The following is a 15,369-nucleotide window of genomic DNA, read 5'->3' on the forward strand; positions in this document are numbered from 1 at the left end:
TCATAACCCTGCTTTCAGACTTGCTTCGATAAATTGATCCAGGCTGCCATCAAGCACCGCCTGAGTGTTGCGGGTTTCCACCCCGGTGCGCAGATCTTTAATGCGGGAATCATCCAGCACGTAAGAACGGATCTGGCTGCCCCAGCCGATGTCTGATTTGGTATCTTCCATCGCCTGTTTCTCGGCATTTTTCTTCTGCATCTCCAGTTCATAAAGCTTGGCTTTCATCTGCTTCATGGCCTGGTCTTTGTTTTTGTGCTGCGAACGGTCGTTCTGGCACTGCGTCACTAACCCGCTTGGAATGTGGGTAATACGCACCGCGGATTCGGTACGGTTAACGTGCTGACCGCCCGCGCCGGAGGCACGGTAAACGTCAATACGCAGGTCCGCCGGGTTGATCTCGATGTCGATATCGTCATCGACTTCCGGGTAAACGAACGCGGAGCTGAAGGAGGTATGACGACGGCCGCCGGAGTCGAACGGGCTCTTACGCACCAGGCGATGGACGCCGGTTTCGGTACGCAGCCAGCCGTAGGCGTAATCGCCGATAATCTTGATGGTCACGGACTTGATGCCCGCCACTTCACCTTCAGACTCTTCGATAATTTCGGTCTTAAAGCCGCGCGCTTCGGCCCAGCGCAGATACATGCGCGTCAGCATGCTGGCCCAGTCCTGCGCTTCGGTGCCGCCGGAGCCGGCCTGAATATCGAGGTAGCAATCGGCGCTGTCGTACTCACCGGAGAACATGCGGCGGAATTCAAGCTGAGCCAGCTTCTCGTCGAGCACATCCAGCTCGGCGACGGCTTCGTTGAAGGTCTCTTCGTCTTCGGCTTCAACGGCCAGCTCCAGCAGGCCGGAAACGTCTTCCAGACCCTGGGACATCTGATCGAGGGTGTCAACGATGGCTTCCAGTGAAGAACGCTCTTTGCCCAGCGCCTGTGCGCGCTCGGGCTCGTTCCACACGTCCGGCTGTTCCAGCTCGGCGTTTACTTCTTCCAGACGCTCTTTCTTGGCATCATAGTCAAAGATACCCCCTGAGAACGTCGGAGCGCTCCGTGAGGTCCTGAATACGGTTTTTTACCGGATTTATTTCAAACATGATCGATTTTCTTTTAATGGATTGGTCAAAATGCGGTGATAAGAGCGGAATTGTACCGGATCCCCGCTCTCTTTTATAGCCACTTCAGCCCTCAGGCGGCCTCTTTGTTGTCGGTTTTTTCGTCACACCGGCCAAAGATGGTCAATGATAAGCTGCAGGCTGCGGTTGCCGCGAAACTCGTTGATATCGAGCTTATAGGCGAGGGTCACTTCGCGCACGCCGTTATCCGGCCAAATCGAGGTATCGACGTTAAAGGCGATCCCGTCCAGCAGCGGGCCGCCGCCAACCGGCTCGACCATCACCTTGAGGTGCCGCTCGCCCACCAGACGCTGCTGCAGCAGGCGGAAGCGGCCGTCGAACAGCGGCTCTGGGAACATCTGCCCCCACGGCCCGGCATCGCGCAGCATCTGCGCTACCTCCATGCTCATCTCCCCGGCGTCCAGCGGACCGTCGGAAACCACTTCCCCCTGCAGCAGCGCGGGATCCAGCCACTCGGTCACCAGCTCGCCGAAGCGCTGCTGGAACTCCTCGAAGCGGGCCTCCTCCAGCGACAGTCCTGCCGCCATCGCGTGGCCGCCAAACTTGAGGATCAGCCCCGGGTTGAGCGTGTCGAGACGCTCCAGCGCATCGCGCATGTGCAGCCCCTGAATAGAGCGGCCGGAGCCTTTTAACAGCCCGTCACCCGTCGGCGCGAAGGCGATAACCGGACGGTGAAAGCGCTCTTTAATTCGCGAGGCCAGAATGCCGACCACGCCCTGATGCCACTGCGGGTGATACATTGCCAGCCCGCCCGGCAGCGCTTCGCTGCTGCGTTCAAGCTGCTGGCACAGGGTGAGCGCTTCCACCTGCATCCCCTGCTCTATCTCTTTGCGCGTCTGGTTCAGGGCATCCAGCTCGTTGGCCAGCACCCGCGCTTCGCCGGCGTTATCGCACAGCAGCAGCGCCACGCCGACCGACATATCGTCCAGCCTTCCCGCCGCGTTCAGCCGCGGGCCAAGGGCAAAGCCGAGATCGCTGGCCGCCAGCTTCTGCGGGTCGCGGTTGGCAATCTCCAGCAGCGCTTTAATTCCCGGGCGGCACTTGCCCGCCCGAATGCGGCTCAGCCCCTGCCAGGTGAGGATGCGGTTATTGGCATCCAGCGGCACCACGTCGGCCACCGTTCCCAGCGCCACCAGGTCCAGCAGCTCAGCGAGGTTAGGCGCGGCAATCCCGCGCGTTTCAAACCAGTTTTTATCGCGCAGGAAGGTGCGCAGCGCCAGCATCAGGTAAAACGCCACCCCGACTCCGGCCAGCGATTTTGACGGGAAGGCGCAGTCGCGCAGGTTCGGGTTGACGATAGCCTCCGCCGCCGGCAGCGTATCGCCCGGCAGGTGGTGATCGGTGACGACTACCGGGATCCCCAGATCGTGTGCGCGATCGACGCCGCTATGCGAGGAGATGCCGTTATCGACGGTCATGATCATCTGCGCGCCGCGGGCGTGGGCCTGATCGACCACTTCCGGGCTCAGGCCGTAGCCATCTTCAAAGCGGTTCGGTACCAGATAGGAGACGTTGCCGTAGCCCAGCGCGCGCAGCGCCAGCACGCTCAGGGCAGTGCTGGTGGCACCATCGGCGTCAAAATCACCGACGATTACAATATGCAAATCCTGCTGGAAGGCGTCGTAGAGCATCTCCACGGCTTTGTCGATGCCGTTGAGCTGCGCCCACGGCAGCATGCCCTTGACGCCGCGCTCCAGCTCCTGCGCGCTGCGTACGCCGCGGCTCGCGTAGAGCCGCTGCAGCAGCGGCGAAAGGTCGGCGGGAAGCTCCGCGCCATCGACCGCCTCACGGCGGCGCAGTTGTGTCTGTTGTTTCACGCGAGTTATTTACCGCTGGTTTGTTTTTGATGCTCATCGAGGAAGGCTTTCAGCTCTTTCGGTCCCTGATAGCCCGGCAGCACGTAGCCGTTGCTCAATACCATTGCCGGCGTGCCGTTGACGCCGAACTGCACGCCGAGCGTGTAGTGCTTGCTGATATCAACCTTGCAGCTGGCCGGCTGTACACCTTTGCCGCCCATCGCGTCATCCAGCGCTTTGTTGCGATCTTTGGCGCACCAGATGGCCTGCATATCCTGCTCGGTCTGGCTCTGCAGCCCCTGGCGCGGGAAGGCCAGGTAACGCACGGTGATGCCGAGGGCGTTGTAGTCGCTCATCTCCTCATGCAGCTTGTGGCAGTAGCCGCAGGTGATGTCGGTAAAGACGGTGATGACGTGCTTTTCCTGCGGCGCCTTGTAGACGATCATCTCTTTTTCCAGCGCGTTCAGCTTACCCACCAACAGCGAGTTAGTGACGTTAACCGGCTGGGCGCCGCTGACGTCGTACATCGGCCCCTGAATAATGTGCTTACCGTCGTCGGTCACGTACAGCACGCCGCCGTCGGTCAGTACGGTGCTCATACCGCTAACCGGCGAAGGCTGAATGTCGGTGCTCTGCACGCCCAGCTTGGCCAGCGACTGCTTAATCGTCGCGCTATCGGCGTGCGCCGCGCCGGAGAGCGTTGCCGCCAGCAGGGTGAACATCAGTAAACCTTTTTTCATACTCAATCCTTTTTATTCAGCACTCACGCCCGCGGGTGGTGCTGTTGATGAAGTTGTCGCAGACGCTCGGTCGCCACGTGGGTGTATATCTGCGTCGTCGAGAGATCGCTATGTCCTAACAGCATCTGTACCACGCGCAGGTCGGCGCCATGATTTAGTAGATGCGTCGCAAACGCGTGGCGTAAAACGTGCGGGGAGAGCTTGGCGCTATCGATCCCCGCCAGCACCGCGTAGTGCTTAATTCGATACCAGAACGTCTGCCGGGTCATCTGCTGCGCGCGCTGGCTGGGAAAGAGCACGTCGGAGGCGACGCCGTTCAGCAGCCACGGGCGGCCGTACTCAAGGTAGTTCTCCACCCACAGCACCGCCTCTTCGCCGAGCGGCACCAGCCGCTCTTTGTTGCCTTTACCCACCACGCGCAGCACGCCCTGACGCAGGCTGATATCGCTCATCGTCAGGCCCACCAGCTCCGAGACGCGCAGGCCGGTGGCATACAGCACCTCCAGCATCGCCTTGTCGCGCAGCTCCAGAGGCTGCTCCACCAGCGGCGCCTGCAGCAGGCGGTCCACCTGCGCTTCGCTGAGATCTTTCGGCAGGCGCTGCGGCAGCTTTGGCGACGCCAGCAGCGCGCTGGGATCGTCGGTGCGGATTTTTTCCCGATACAGATGCTGGAAAAAACGGCGCACCGCGCTCAGCAGCCGCGCGGTGCTGGTGGCCTTGTAGCCGCCGGTTTGCCTTTCGGCCAGCAGGGACTGGAGATCCTCCCCGCTGACGCTGCCAAGCGTCAGCCCGCGATGGTGCAGCCACTCCACGACCATCGTCAGGTCCCGGCGGTAGGCGCTCAGCGTATTTTCCGCCAGGTTGCGCTCCAGCCACAGGGCATCAAGAAACTGCTCGATTTGTGCCAGATCCTGTTCCACATCGGCCTCTTTGCTCGTTAAATCGTCCCCAGTATACCCAAATAAGCCGCACGACTGGACAAAAACGGCGGCGGCGGGCTGCCTGAAGTATGACGGGTATCATCACCTTTCTGGTAGACTAGCCGCAAAGTCACAGCATGAATTGAGATGTTTACGTCATGAACATAGGCCTTTTTTACGGTTCCAGTACCTGCTACACCGAAATGGCTGCGGAGAAAATCCGCGATATTATCGGTCCTGAATTAGTGACCTTGCACAATCTGAAAGATGACTCCCCTGAGCTGATGACCGGCTACGACGTGCTGATCCTCGGCATCCCCACCTGGGATTTCGGCGAGATTCAGGAAGACTGGGAGGCTATCTGGCCGCAGCTCGAGACGCTGGATCTGCAGGATAAGATAGTGGCGCTGTACGGCATGGGCGATCAGCTGGGCTACGGCGAGTGGTTCCTCGACGCGCTGGGCATGCTGCACGACAGGCTGGCAACCCGGGGCGTGAAGTTTATCGGCTACTGGCCGACCGAAGGCTACGAGTTCACCAGCCAGAAGCCGATCGTCGCCGATGGCCAACTGTTCGTTGGCCTCGCGCTCGATGAAACAAACCAGTATGACCTGAGCGACGATCGTATCCAGAGCTGGTGCGAGCAAATCCTTGGGGAAATGGCCGAACAGTTCGCCTGAGTCGCCTGAGCTTAAGCAAGAGCCTGACGCTCCAGGCTCTTAGCCCTGCTAGTCCTGCGCCGGTTTGTTCAGCACCAGCCGGCGCAAATCGCGCCACTCCTTCGCATCCATGCTATCAGCCGCCACCCACAGGTGCTGGCTGCGACGCGTTTGCGGATGGCGCAGACGCAGCAGCATCCCGCTGTTAATGACCCACGGCATGCCGACTATTTCCCACTCCGCTTTTTGCCAGCGCAGTCGGGAATCGGTCATCAGCTTTATTTCTCCCTGACAGGCGTGGATCCGCCGCTGGCTGCGTACGCTGTCAAACACCACCAGAGAGAGCAGCAGTAGCCATAGCGGGGTGTAGCTGAGCGGCCAGGGCATCAGCAGGACGATGGCCGCCACGATGCCGTGGAGCAACAGCGAGAACCACTGCGAACGCCAGGAAATGCGTAAATCAGATTGCCACAGGACCACGTTCCCGATTCCGAGTCTGGATTAATTTTACCATCCGCTGCAGCTGGGCATCGGAGGGTTCGCCGTGATTCATCAACCAGTTGAACAGATCCGGGTCGTCGTTTTCTAACAACCGGATGAACAGCAGCTTGTCTTCATCGCTGAGCGTATCGTACTCATACTCGAAAAACGGCATGATGGAGATATCGAGTTCACGCATACCCCGGCGGCATGCCCAGTGGATGCGGGCTTTATTAGTAATGTCCATGTTATCCTTCCAGCGTAAAGGTATATACCCGTCATACTTCAAGTTGCACGTGCGTTAGCCGCGTTCGTTCCCCCAGCCACTTACCCGAGTAAGCTCCTGGGGACTCGCTCACTTGCCGCTTTCCTGCAACTCGAATTATTTAGGCTATAGGTTAGTTTAACCCGTTTTTAGCACTTACTTTACAGCATTATCGAGAAGCGCGAGCAGCATTCCATAAAAACCACAAATTTATTATGGCTTTATCCTTTTCCTTCGTTCGCCCACTTGCGCCCTTAGGGCACAAATGGCCTGCCGAAAGCGCTTGCATTGCACCATAGCTCTTTTACCATTAGTCATTCACTCTGCGTTAAGCTATTCAGGACATGACTATGGCTTTTACACCTTTTCCTCCACGTCAGCCCTCTTCTTCCGCGCGGCTGCCGTTAACGCTGATGACCCTCGACGACTGGGCGCTGGCGACAATCACCGGTCAGGATGCGGAGAAATATCTGCAGGGACAGGTCACCGCTGACGTCAGCGCGCTGACTGACGATCGCCACCTGCTGGCCGCGCACTGTGACGCCAAGGGTAAAATGTGGAGCAACCTGCGCGTGTTTCGCCGCGACGACGGCTTCGCGTGGATTGAGCGCCGCAGCCTGCGCGACGCGCAGCTGACCGAACTGAAAAAATACGCGGTGTTCTCTAAGGTGACCATCGCCGCGGACGATGAACTCGTCCTGCTGGGCGTCGCCGGCTTCCAGGCCCGCGCTGCGCTGGCACCGCTGTTCAGCGAGCTGCCAAATGCCGACAAGCAGGTGGTGACCGACGGCGCGACCAGCCTGCTGTGGTTTGAACATCCGGCAGAGCGCTTCCTGCTGGTCACCGACGCTGAAACCGCCGCCCGGGTGACCGAAGCCCTGCGCAGCGATGCCCAGCTGAATAACAGCCAGCAGTGGCTGGCGCTGAATATTGAAGCCGGCTTACCGGTCATTGATAGTGCCAACAGCGCGCAGTTTCTGCCGCAGGCCACTAACCTGCAGGCGCTGGGCGGCATCAGCTTTAAAAAGGGCTGCTATACCGGGCAGGAGATGGTCGCACGGGCAAAATTCCGCGGAGCCAACAAGCGGGCGCTGTGGTCTCTGACCGGGAAAGCCAGCCGCGTTCCGCAGGCCGGGGAAGATCTTGAGCTGCAGATGGGCGAGAACTGGCGCCGTACCGGCACCGTGCTGGCCGCCGTACAGTTAGATGATGGTCATCTGCTGGTACAGGTGGTGATGAACAACGACATGGAAGCGGACAGCGTGTTCCGCGTTCGCGATGATGCCGGCACGTTAAGCATCACCCCGCTGCCGTACTCGCTGGAAGAAGAGTAGCTCTCCGCGTGCGGATAATGGCGCCAGCGCTCTGCCCTCAGGCGGCGCTGACGCTGCTATCCGCGCCACGTAACCCGCGCGACAGGCCATCGCCGCACGCCGGTTATTTAAACCTGCGCAACGTACAGATAGATCGCCAGGAAGTGACACACGCTGCCGCCGAGCACAAAGCCGTGCCAGATAGCGTGGTTGTACGGTATCCGCTTGCAGACGTAGAAGATAACCCCCAGCGAATAGACAATCCCCCCGATCGCCAGCAGCGTTACCCCGCCAGCCGCCAGCTTAATCGCCAGCTGATAGACCACGATGAGCGACAGCCAGCCCATCGTCAGATAGGTCACCAACGACAGAACTTTAAAGCGGTGCGCGATGGTCAGCTTAAACAAGATCCCCAGCAGCGCCAGGCTCCAGATAACGATCATCAGGCCGCGCGAGAGCGGCGAGTTGAGCCCCACCAGCAGAAAAGGGGTATAGGTACCCGCAATCAGCAGATAGATGGCGCAGTGGTCGAATTTTTTCAGCCATAGCTTAGCCCGCTGATGCGGAACGGCGTGATAGAGCGTAGAGGCGAGGAACAGCAGGATCATGCTGCCGCCGTAGAGGCTGTAGCTGGTAATCGCCATGGCGCCGGCGTTAGCGTCCACCGCCTGCACCAGCAGCAGCACCAGGCCGACGATACCAAACACCAGCCCAATCCCGTGACTGATGCTGTTGGCAATTTCCTCTGCCAGAGAATATCCCTGTGTGATTAATGGTTTGCGAACCATATTTGACTCCAAAAACGTGAAATCTTTCAACGCCTACCTAGGGTAACTGAGAATGATTCCAGTGAACACCTGTTAGCTAAAATAAAACGATGAATATTTGTAAGCAGTTTAAAATCATAACGTTACAGTTAAATTTCACCTAACAGTCGTTCACTATTTTCAAAGCAGTTTGAATTCAATGACATAAAACTGCTCTTCGTCCGGGTAGATCTCCGTGATGACCTGCCGCAGCTGCGCAAGGGTCATATTTTCCTGCTGCGCGTGCCGTTCGCTCAGCGTGGCGAGGGTTACCGTGGAGGTCGCGACCACGCTAATCGTGCAAAAATAGCCGTCATCTTCATAACGCCCGACGCGCAGCACGTCGCCGACCTTGAAATGCGACTCCGCGGCATTGCGGATGGTGATCGTTTTGCGGCCGCTGAGGATGTCGTCCTGAAAGCGCTGAAAAAAGGTTATGTCATTCGGCTGCATGATATCATTCCGTCCTGGTCATTCTGAATTGTGAGTTATTACCGTGAGTATGTTCTCCCACGCCGCTATTGCCAGTCTCAACAATCTTGAGATGATGGTCTACCACTACGTCATTAAGAATCGTGACAAAGTGATGTATATGACCATCCGCGAGCTGTCGGAAGCCGCCGGCGTTTCCACCACCACCGTGCTGCGCTTCTGCCGCAAGCTGCAGTGTGAGGGATACTCAGAGTTTCGCGTCCGCTTTAAATTATATCTCGAGCAAAACCAGCCTCAACAGGCAAATATCGGCGCCAGCGAAATAATGAGCTTTTTTAAAAGCGTCAATAACGATGAATTTGATGATTTACTCGAGCGCGCGGTGGATATTATCCTCGCCTCGGAGCGTATTATTTTCGTCGGTGCCGGAACCTCCGGCGCGCTGGCGAAATATGGCGCACGCTTCTTCTCGAACGTCGGGAAATTCAGTAATCACATCGACGATCCCTATTTCCCGGTGACGAACGATATGGCCCGCAACGCGCTGGCGATCGTCCTCTCCGTTTCCGGTGAAACCGAAGAGATCCTGCGCTTTGCCGGTCAGTTCAGCCTCCATCGCTGCAAGGTGATGTCGATAACCAGCCACGAACACTCGCGGCTGGCGAAGCTGGCTGATTTCAACCTCTCCTGGCACATACCGCAAACGCGCATCGGCGGCGTCTACGATATTACGACGCAAATCCCGGTCATTTATATTCTTGAAAGCCTCGGGCGTAAATTAGCCCGCAAAATAGCCTGAAAATAACACCCTGTTTTTTCGATGTAACATATTCCAGCAGCGGGAAATTGTTATATCGTGACATTTATATGCCCTTTGCTAGACTCGAAAACAACGGATCATCAAACGAGATTAGCAACCATGAAAAAAATATCCTTACCGCAAGATTTTTTATGGGGCGGCGCGGTAGCGGCGCACCAGGTGGAAGGCGGCTGGAATAAAGGCGGCAAAGGCCCGAGCATTTGCGACGTGCTGACCGGCGGCGCGCACGGCGTACCGCGCGAGATAACCCACCAGGTTGAGCCAGGTAAATATTACCCGAACCACGAAGCCATCGATTTTCACGGCCGCTACAAAGAGGACATCAAGCTGTTCGCCGAGATGGGCTTCAAATGCTTCCGTACCTCCATCGCCTGGACCCGCATCTTCCCGCTCGGCGACGAAGCTCAGCCGAACGAAGAGGGGCTGAAGTTCTACGACGACATGTTTGATGAGCTGCTGAAGTACAACATCGAACCGGTTATCACCCTCTCCCACTTTGAAATGCCTCTGCACCTCGTGCAGCAGTACGGCGGCTGGACTAACCGTAAAGTTGTCGATTTCTTCGTGCGCTTTGCCGAAGTGGTCTTCGAGCGCTATAAGCACAAAGTGAAATACTGGATGACCTTTAACGAGATCAACAACCAGCGTAACTGGCGCGCGCCGCTGTTTGGCTACTGCTGCTCCGGCGTGGTCTATACCGAGCATGAAAATCCGGAAGAGACCATGTACCAGGTGCTGCACCACCAGTTCGTGGCCAGCGCGCTGGCGGTGAAGGCGGCGCGCCGCATCAACCCCGAGATGCAGGTTGGCTGCATGCTGGCGATGGTTGCCCTCTATCCGTTCTCCTGCAAGCCTGAAGACGTAATGTTTGCTCAGGAGTCGATGCGTGAACGCTACGTCTTCACCGACGTGCAGCTGCGCGGCTACTACCCGACCTACGTGCTGAACGAGTGGGAGCGACGCGGCTTCAACATCAGGATGGAAGAGGGTGACGAGCAGATCCTGCGTGAAGGCACCTGCGACTACCTCGGCTTCAGCTACTACATGACCAACGCCGTGAAGGCCGAAGGCGGCAGCGGCGATGCCATTTCCGGCTTTGAAGGCAGCGTACCGAACCCGCACGTTAAAGCCTCCGACTGGGGCTGGCAGATTGACCCGGTGGGCCTGCGCTACGCGCTGTGCGAGCTGTACGAACGCTATCAGAAACCGCTGTTCATCGTAGAAAACGGCTTTGGCGCCTATGACAAAGTAGAAGAAGACGGCAGCATCAATGACGACTACCGCATCGACTACCTACGCGCCCACGTTGAAGAGATGATCAAAGCGGTCACTTACGATGGCGTCGAGCTGATGGGCTACACCCCGTGGGGCTGCATCGATTGCGTCTCCTTCACCACCGGCCAGTACAGCAAGCGCTACGGCTTTATCTACGTCAACAAGCACGATGACGGCACCGGCGATATGTCCCGTTCGCGTAAAAAGAGCTTCGACTGGTATAAAGAAGTGATTGCCAGCAACGGCGAAAACCTCTGATTTCTTGCTCTGCCTCCTCCTCTCCCCCTGCCGGGAGAGGAGTCATGCCCCTCACGGACACCTGTTGCGGACACTTCTTTACAGCTTTCGCATTGCCAAAACGCGTTCGCCCGCTAAGATAGGCCACGTGAATATTTGAGGCGATCATGATTAAGCGACAGCGAAAAGCCATTCTTCTTGTAGTCCTTGCCTGTCTGGTGGTGCTGGTATGCACCGCGCAGCGTATGGCGGGGCTGCACGCGCTGGTCATGAACGCCGCCGCCGTCACGCAGTCAGCCCAGCAGGGTTCGGACAGCGCCGAAGCGCCGGTCACCCCCTGCGAGCTGAGCGCAAAGTCGCTGCTGGCCTCACCGCCGGTGCTGTTTGAAGGGGCGCTGTTTGTTTTCGCGCTTCTGCTGACGGTGCTGGCGGCGGTGCCGCCGCGCATCGAGCGGCTGTGGCCTCCCCGCGTTATCTCCCCTCCCCGGCTACGGGTGCATCTGCGACTCTGCGTCTTCCGTGAATGAGAATTTTCCTGACAGTTCAGGTTAATCAATCATTTACGGAGAAAATTTATGCTTATGGTATTCAGGCGACTGCTGGTCTGCCTGCTTTGGCTATGGCTGCCCGCAAGCCAGGCCGCCGACAGCGGCTGGCTACGCGCCGCCGATAATCAGCACGCCAGCGTCAGGCTGCGCGCGCAAAACGAAGGCAGCGGCGACACCAGCCTGCTGCTGGACGTGGCTCTGGAAAAGGGCTGGAAAACCTACTGGCGCTCGCCGGGCGAAGGTGGGATCGCGCCCGCCATCGCCTGGCATCAGCCGCTGGAGGTGAGCTGGCGCTGGCCGGTACCGCAGCGTTTTGACGTCGCCGGTATTTCGACCCAGGGCTATGACGGCAACGTCAGCTTCCCGATGGCGATCCGCGGCCCGCTACCCGCGACGCTGAGCGGCGTGCTGACGCTTTCCACCTGCAGCAACGTCTGCATTCTGACCGACTATCCCTTCTCGCTGGATATGACCGCCCCTGCGGGGAGCGACTTTGGCTACGATTACGCCCGCGCAATGGGCACGCTGCCGCTGCCCGACGGGCTGACGACGCACCTCTCCGCCGGCTACAGCAGCGGCAGGCTCACGGTGACCGCCGTTCGTGAGGCCGGCTGGCAGCAGCCCTCCCTGTTTATCGATAGCATGGATGACGTCGATTTCGCTAAACCCACCTTTACCATCAAGGGCGACACCCTTACCGCCACGCTGCCGGTGACCGACGGCTGGGGCGAGGCGGCACCGGACCTGCGCAATAAGCGCCTCTCTCTGGTGCTGGCCGACGGCGGCCAGGCGCAGGAGAGCGCGCTCATCATCGGCGCTGCCTCCCCGACTCCCGCTACGTCGTGGGGATGGGCGCTGCTGATGGCGCTGGCCGGCGGGCTGATCCTCAACGTCATGCCCTGCGTTCTGCCGGTGCTGGCGATGAAGCTCGGCTCGCTGGTGCAAACCGACGTTCACCAGCGCGGCGCGGTGCGGCGGCAGTTCCTCGCGTCGGTTAGCGGCATCGTCACCTCTTTCCTCGCCCTGGCGCTGATGATGACGCTGCTGCGCCTCGGTAATCAGGCCTTAGGCTGGGGGATCCAGTTCCAGAATCCGTGGTTTATCGGCGTCATGGCGCTGGTGATGGTGCTGTTCAGCGCCAGCCTGCTGGGGCTGCTGGAGATCCGCCTCTCCTCCCGCGCCAGCACCTTCCTCGCCACCCGCGGCGGCAACGGCCTGATGGGGCATTTCTCCCAGGGCGCGCTGGCCACGCTGCTGGCAACCCCGTGCACCGCGCCTTTTCTCGGTACCGCGGTTTCGGTGGCGCTGGTCGCGCCGCTGCCTCTGCTGTGGGGCATCTTCTTCACCATGGGATTAGGCATGAGTCTGCCGTGGCTGCTGGTTGCCGCCTGGCCCGGGCTGGCCCTGCGTCTGCCGCGTCCCGGCCGCTGGATGAACGCCGTGCGGGTCGCGCTCGGGCTGATGATGCTCGGCTCGTCGCTGTGGCTGATGAGCCTGCTGACGGTGCACACAGGCCGCACGCCGGTGCTCGCGCTGATGGTGATTTTAGCGGTCGTACTACTAATAGCGACGGCCTGGCGCTACCGCTGGCTTACGGCGCTGCGTGCCGGCGCGCTGGCCGTGGCCGTCGCGGCGGCGGTCGCCCTCGTTTTCCCGCAGGACGGTCAAGGGTCCCGGCGTGACCGGGTGAAGTGGCAGCCGCTCAGCGAGCAGGCCATTACCGCCGCCCTGGCTGACCATAAGCGGGTCTTTATCGACGTGACCGCCGACTGGTGCGTGACCTGTAAAGCGAATAAATACAACGTGCTGCTGCGGGATGATGTGCAGGACGCGCTCTCTGCGCCCGACGTGGTGGCGCTGCGCGGTGACTGGAGCCGGCCGTCGGAAACCATCAGCCGCTTTCTGAACGCTCGCGGCAGCGCCGCGGTCCCCTTCAACCAAATTTACGGACCGGATTTAGCCCAGGGCCAGATACTCCCCGCGCTGTTAAATCGTGACGCGCTGCTCGCCGCGCTCTCCGCCGCCAAAGGACAATAATGATGAGAACGATTACCGCCCTCCTGCTGCTGTGCATCTCAGCTTTCGCCTCCGCCGCTCCGGCGCCGCAGGCTGAATCATCCTCCGACGCTCAGCTGGCGAACCTGCTGTTTAACGATCCCAATAGCCCGCGCATCGGGGCCAAAGCGCCGCGTCTGACCATCGTGTCGTTTACCGACTACAACTGCCCCTACTGCAAGCAGTTCGACCCGCTGCTGGAAAAAATCGTCCACGATAATCCCGACGTCCTGCTGATCGTCAAGCTGCTGCCGTTTAAGGGACAAAGCTCGGTCAACGCCGCCAAAGCCGCGCTCTCAACCTGGCGTCAGCAGCCGGACAAATTCTGGGCGCTGCACCAGCGGCTGATGGCGAAAAAGGGGTATCACGATGATGCCAGCATTCTCGCCGCCCGGCAGAAGACCGCTACCGATGGCGTACAGGTGGATGATAAGACGATGGATTCGTTGAAGATGAACCTGATTTTGTCCCAGGTGCTGAACGTTCAGGGGACCCCGGCGACCATCGTCGGCGACCAGATGGTGGCGGGGGCCATTTCGTATGCCGACCTGGAGGGGCTGGTGAAAGAGCAGCTGGCACAATCCCATGCGCAGTAAACTGCGCCGCTGGCTGCGCGAACTGATGATTCTGCTGCTGCTCGCGGCGGCGACTATCGGCGGAATGGATTATCTGCGCCGACCCGCGCTGCCGCAGAGTTTTACCAGCACGCCGCTGCAGACCCTTGACGGCCGGACGGTCGATCTGCGCGCCATGAGCGAGGAGCGCCCGCTGCTGCTCTACGTCTGGGCCACGTGGTGCGGCATCTGTCGCTACACCACGCCGTCCGTCGCCGCGCTGGCTGCCGATGGCGGCAACGTGATGACGGTGGCGCTGCGCTCCGGTGATGACCCGGCGCTGGAGAAGTGGCTGGCGCGCAAAAAAATAGCGCTGCCGACGGTTAACGATCCCGACGGCCGGCTTTCAGGCCAGTGGGACGTGCAGGTGACGCCCACCCTGGTGGTGATTTCCCGCGGCGAGGTGAAATCCGTGACCACCGGCTGGACCAGCGGCTGGGGGATGCGTCTGCGGCTGTGGCTGGCGTCATAGCTCCGTGAGCCCGGGCAGGACGCCGCCCGGGGTTTCGCACCGGCCGGAGGCTATTTTCCTCCGGCCAGCTCGAGGAAGCTGCCGGTGACGTAGGAGGCTTTGTCGCTCAACAGCCAGGCGATCGCCTGGGCGACCTCTTCCGGCTGCCCGCCGCGCTGCATCGGCAGCGCCGCTTTCACCCGCTCTACGCGCCCCGGCTCGCCGCCGGAGGCGTGCATTTCGGTGTAGATAAAGCCCGGACGCACGCCGTTGACGCGAATGCCCTGCGCCGCCACCTCCAGCGCCAGGCCGGTAGTCAGCGTATCGACCGCCCCTTTCGACGCGGCGTAATCAACGTATTCCCCCGGTGAGCCCAGACGCGCCGCCGCCGAAGAGACGTTGACGATCGCCCCGCCCTTGCCGCCGTGACGGTGCGACATCCGCTTTACCGCCTCGCGACAGCAGAGGAAATAGCCGGTGACGTTGGTGCTCAGCACCCGATTAATCCGCTCAGCGTTAAGGTCTTCAATCGCGCTCTGGGTAAACAGAATGCCGGCATTATTGACCAGCGCGCTCAGGGGTTCGCCAAGGCGGTCGAGGCCGGCAAACATCGCCATCACCTGCGCCTCGTCGCTGATATCCGCGCGCAGCGCGATAGCCTTGCCGCCCCGGGCAATAATTTCATTCACCACTTCCGTCGCCGCATTCACGTTGTGATGGTAATTCACCGCCACGGTATAGCCTTCCTGCGCCAGCAGCAGCGCCGTCGCCCTGCCAATTCCGCGGCTCGCGCCGCTAATCAGTGCCACCGTCATCGCGT

At 59.9% G+C, this 15,369-nt stretch carries 17 protein-coding genes; 8 read left to right on the forward strand and 9 right to left on the reverse strand.

The window, feature by feature from the left end; genetic code table 11:
* The 4 genes from prfB to xerD form a co-directional block, all read right to left on the reverse strand.
* A protein-coding gene (gene prfB, locus RTE01_RS17390; RefSeq protein WP_115191916.1) for a peptide chain release factor 2 occupies positions 1-1,099 on the reverse strand; the annotation gives its coding sequence in 2 pieces (ribosomal slippage) (positions 1-1,023 and positions 1,025-1,099; 1,098 coding nt in all).
* 122 nt (positions 1,100-1,221) lie between these two features.
* The gene (recJ, locus tag RTE01_RS17395; protein WP_141335214.1) at positions 1,222-2,955 is read right to left on the reverse strand and encodes a single-stranded-DNA-specific exonuclease RecJ; all 1,734 of its coding nucleotides are present in this window, start codon (positions 2,953-2,955) and stop codon (positions 1,222-1,224) included.
* 5 nt (positions 2,956-2,960) lie between these two features.
* The gene (gene dsbC / locus RTE01_RS17400) at positions 2,961-3,674 is read right to left on the reverse strand and encodes a bifunctional protein-disulfide isomerase/oxidoreductase DsbC (protein WP_134527718.1); all 714 of its coding nucleotides are present in this window, start codon (positions 3,672-3,674) and stop codon (positions 2,961-2,963) included.
* A gap of 23 nt (positions 3,675-3,697) precedes the next feature.
* Complete coding sequence (gene xerD / locus RTE01_RS17405; protein WP_041147142.1) at positions 3,698-4,594, reverse strand: site-specific tyrosine recombinase XerD; 897 nt, start codon at positions 4,592-4,594, stop codon at positions 3,698-3,700.
* Between the two features lie 158 nt (positions 4,595-4,752).
* Here xerD and fldB point away from each other — a divergent pair, with 158 nt between their 5' ends.
* Positions 4,753-5,274: a flavodoxin FldB gene (fldB, locus tag RTE01_RS17410; RefSeq protein WP_041147143.1), complete on the forward strand. Its 522-nt coding sequence runs from the start codon at positions 4,753-4,755 to the stop codon at positions 5,272-5,274.
* Positions 5,275-5,322: 48 nt separating this feature from the next.
* Here the strand turns inward: fldB and RTE01_RS17415 are convergent, their stop codons facing one another.
* Together RTE01_RS17415 and sdhE are read right to left on the reverse strand one after the other, a co-directional pair.
* Positions 5,323-5,733 (reverse strand): protein YgfX, encoded by a 411-nt coding sequence (locus RTE01_RS17415; protein WP_041147144.1) that lies wholly within the window; start codon positions 5,731-5,733, stop codon positions 5,323-5,325.
* Positions 5,714-5,980, reverse strand: a complete 267-nt coding sequence (sdhE, locus tag RTE01_RS17420) for an FAD assembly factor SdhE (RefSeq protein ID WP_041147145.1) — start codon at positions 5,978-5,980, stop codon at positions 5,714-5,716. Before sdhE ends, RTE01_RS17415 begins: the two co-directional genes overlap by 20 nt.
* Before the next feature lie 368 nt (positions 5,981-6,348).
* Here sdhE and ygfZ point away from each other — a divergent pair, with 368 nt between their 5' ends.
* A complete protein-coding gene (gene ygfZ / locus RTE01_RS17425) occupies positions 6,349-7,332 on the forward strand; it encodes a tRNA-modifying protein YgfZ (RefSeq protein WP_134527722.1) in 984 nt (327 codons plus the stop codon).
* A 107-nt stretch (positions 7,333-7,439) separates the two neighbouring features.
* Here the strand turns inward: ygfZ and trhA are convergent, their stop codons facing one another.
* Positions 7,440-8,099, reverse strand: a complete 660-nt coding sequence (trhA, locus tag RTE01_RS17430; protein WP_041147747.1) for a PAQR family membrane homeostasis protein TrhA — start codon at positions 8,097-8,099, stop codon at positions 7,440-7,442.
* Positions 8,100-8,258: 159 nt separating this feature from the next.
* On the reverse strand, positions 8,259-8,570 hold the full coding sequence (gene yqfB / locus RTE01_RS17435) for a N(4)-acetylcytidine aminohydrolase (RefSeq protein WP_076948127.1): 312 nt from the start codon (positions 8,568-8,570) through the stop codon (positions 8,259-8,261).
* Positions 8,571-8,619: 49 nt separating this feature from the next.
* Here yqfB and RTE01_RS17440 point away from each other — a divergent pair, with 49 nt between their 5' ends.
* From RTE01_RS17440 to RTE01_RS17470, 6 genes are all read left to right on the forward strand, one after another.
* The gene (locus tag RTE01_RS17440; RefSeq protein ID WP_045857150.1) at positions 8,620-9,348 is read left to right on the forward strand and encodes a MurR/RpiR family transcriptional regulator; all 729 of its coding nucleotides are present in this window, start codon (positions 8,620-8,622) and stop codon (positions 9,346-9,348) included.
* A 120-nt stretch (positions 9,349-9,468) separates the two neighbouring features.
* Positions 9,469-10,902 carry a 6-phospho-beta-glucosidase gene (locus RTE01_RS17445; RefSeq protein ID WP_041147149.1) on the forward strand — a complete coding sequence of 478 codons (1,434 nt, stop codon included), beginning with the start codon at positions 9,469-9,471 and terminating at the stop codon, positions 10,900-10,902.
* Positions 10,903-11,048: 146 nt separating this feature from the next.
* Positions 11,049-11,408, forward strand: coding sequence for a copper resistance protein (locus RTE01_RS17455; RefSeq protein WP_134527725.1), 360 nt, complete (start codon positions 11,049-11,051; stop codon positions 11,406-11,408).
* Positions 11,409-11,456: 48 nt separating this feature from the next.
* Positions 11,457-13,466 (forward strand): cytochrome c biogenesis protein CcdA, encoded by a 2,010-nt coding sequence (locus RTE01_RS17460; protein WP_134527727.1) that lies wholly within the window; start codon positions 11,457-11,459, stop codon positions 13,464-13,466.
* A 2-nt stretch (positions 13,467-13,468) separates the two neighbouring features.
* Positions 13,469-14,080, forward strand: a complete 612-nt coding sequence (locus RTE01_RS17465; RefSeq protein ID WP_041147152.1) for a DsbA family protein — start codon at positions 13,469-13,471, stop codon at positions 14,078-14,080.
* Positions 14,070-14,570, forward strand: coding sequence for a protein disulfide oxidoreductase (locus RTE01_RS17470; RefSeq protein ID WP_134527729.1), 501 nt, complete (start codon positions 14,070-14,072; stop codon positions 14,568-14,570). The genes RTE01_RS17465 and RTE01_RS17470 overlap by 11 nt, the downstream gene beginning before the upstream one ends.
* Before the next feature lie 50 nt (positions 14,571-14,620).
* Here RTE01_RS17470 and RTE01_RS17475 read toward each other — a convergent pair whose 3' ends face one another.
* Entirely contained in the window at positions 14,621-15,364 is a 744-nt protein-coding gene (locus tag RTE01_RS17475; protein WP_041147154.1) for an SDR family oxidoreductase, read from the reverse strand.
* Positions 15,365-15,369: the final 5 nt, after the last annotated feature.

This window comes from Klebsiella terrigena (genome assembly GCF_006539725.1).
GTDB lineage: Bacteria > Pseudomonadota > Gammaproteobacteria > Enterobacterales > Enterobacteriaceae > Klebsiella > Klebsiella terrigena.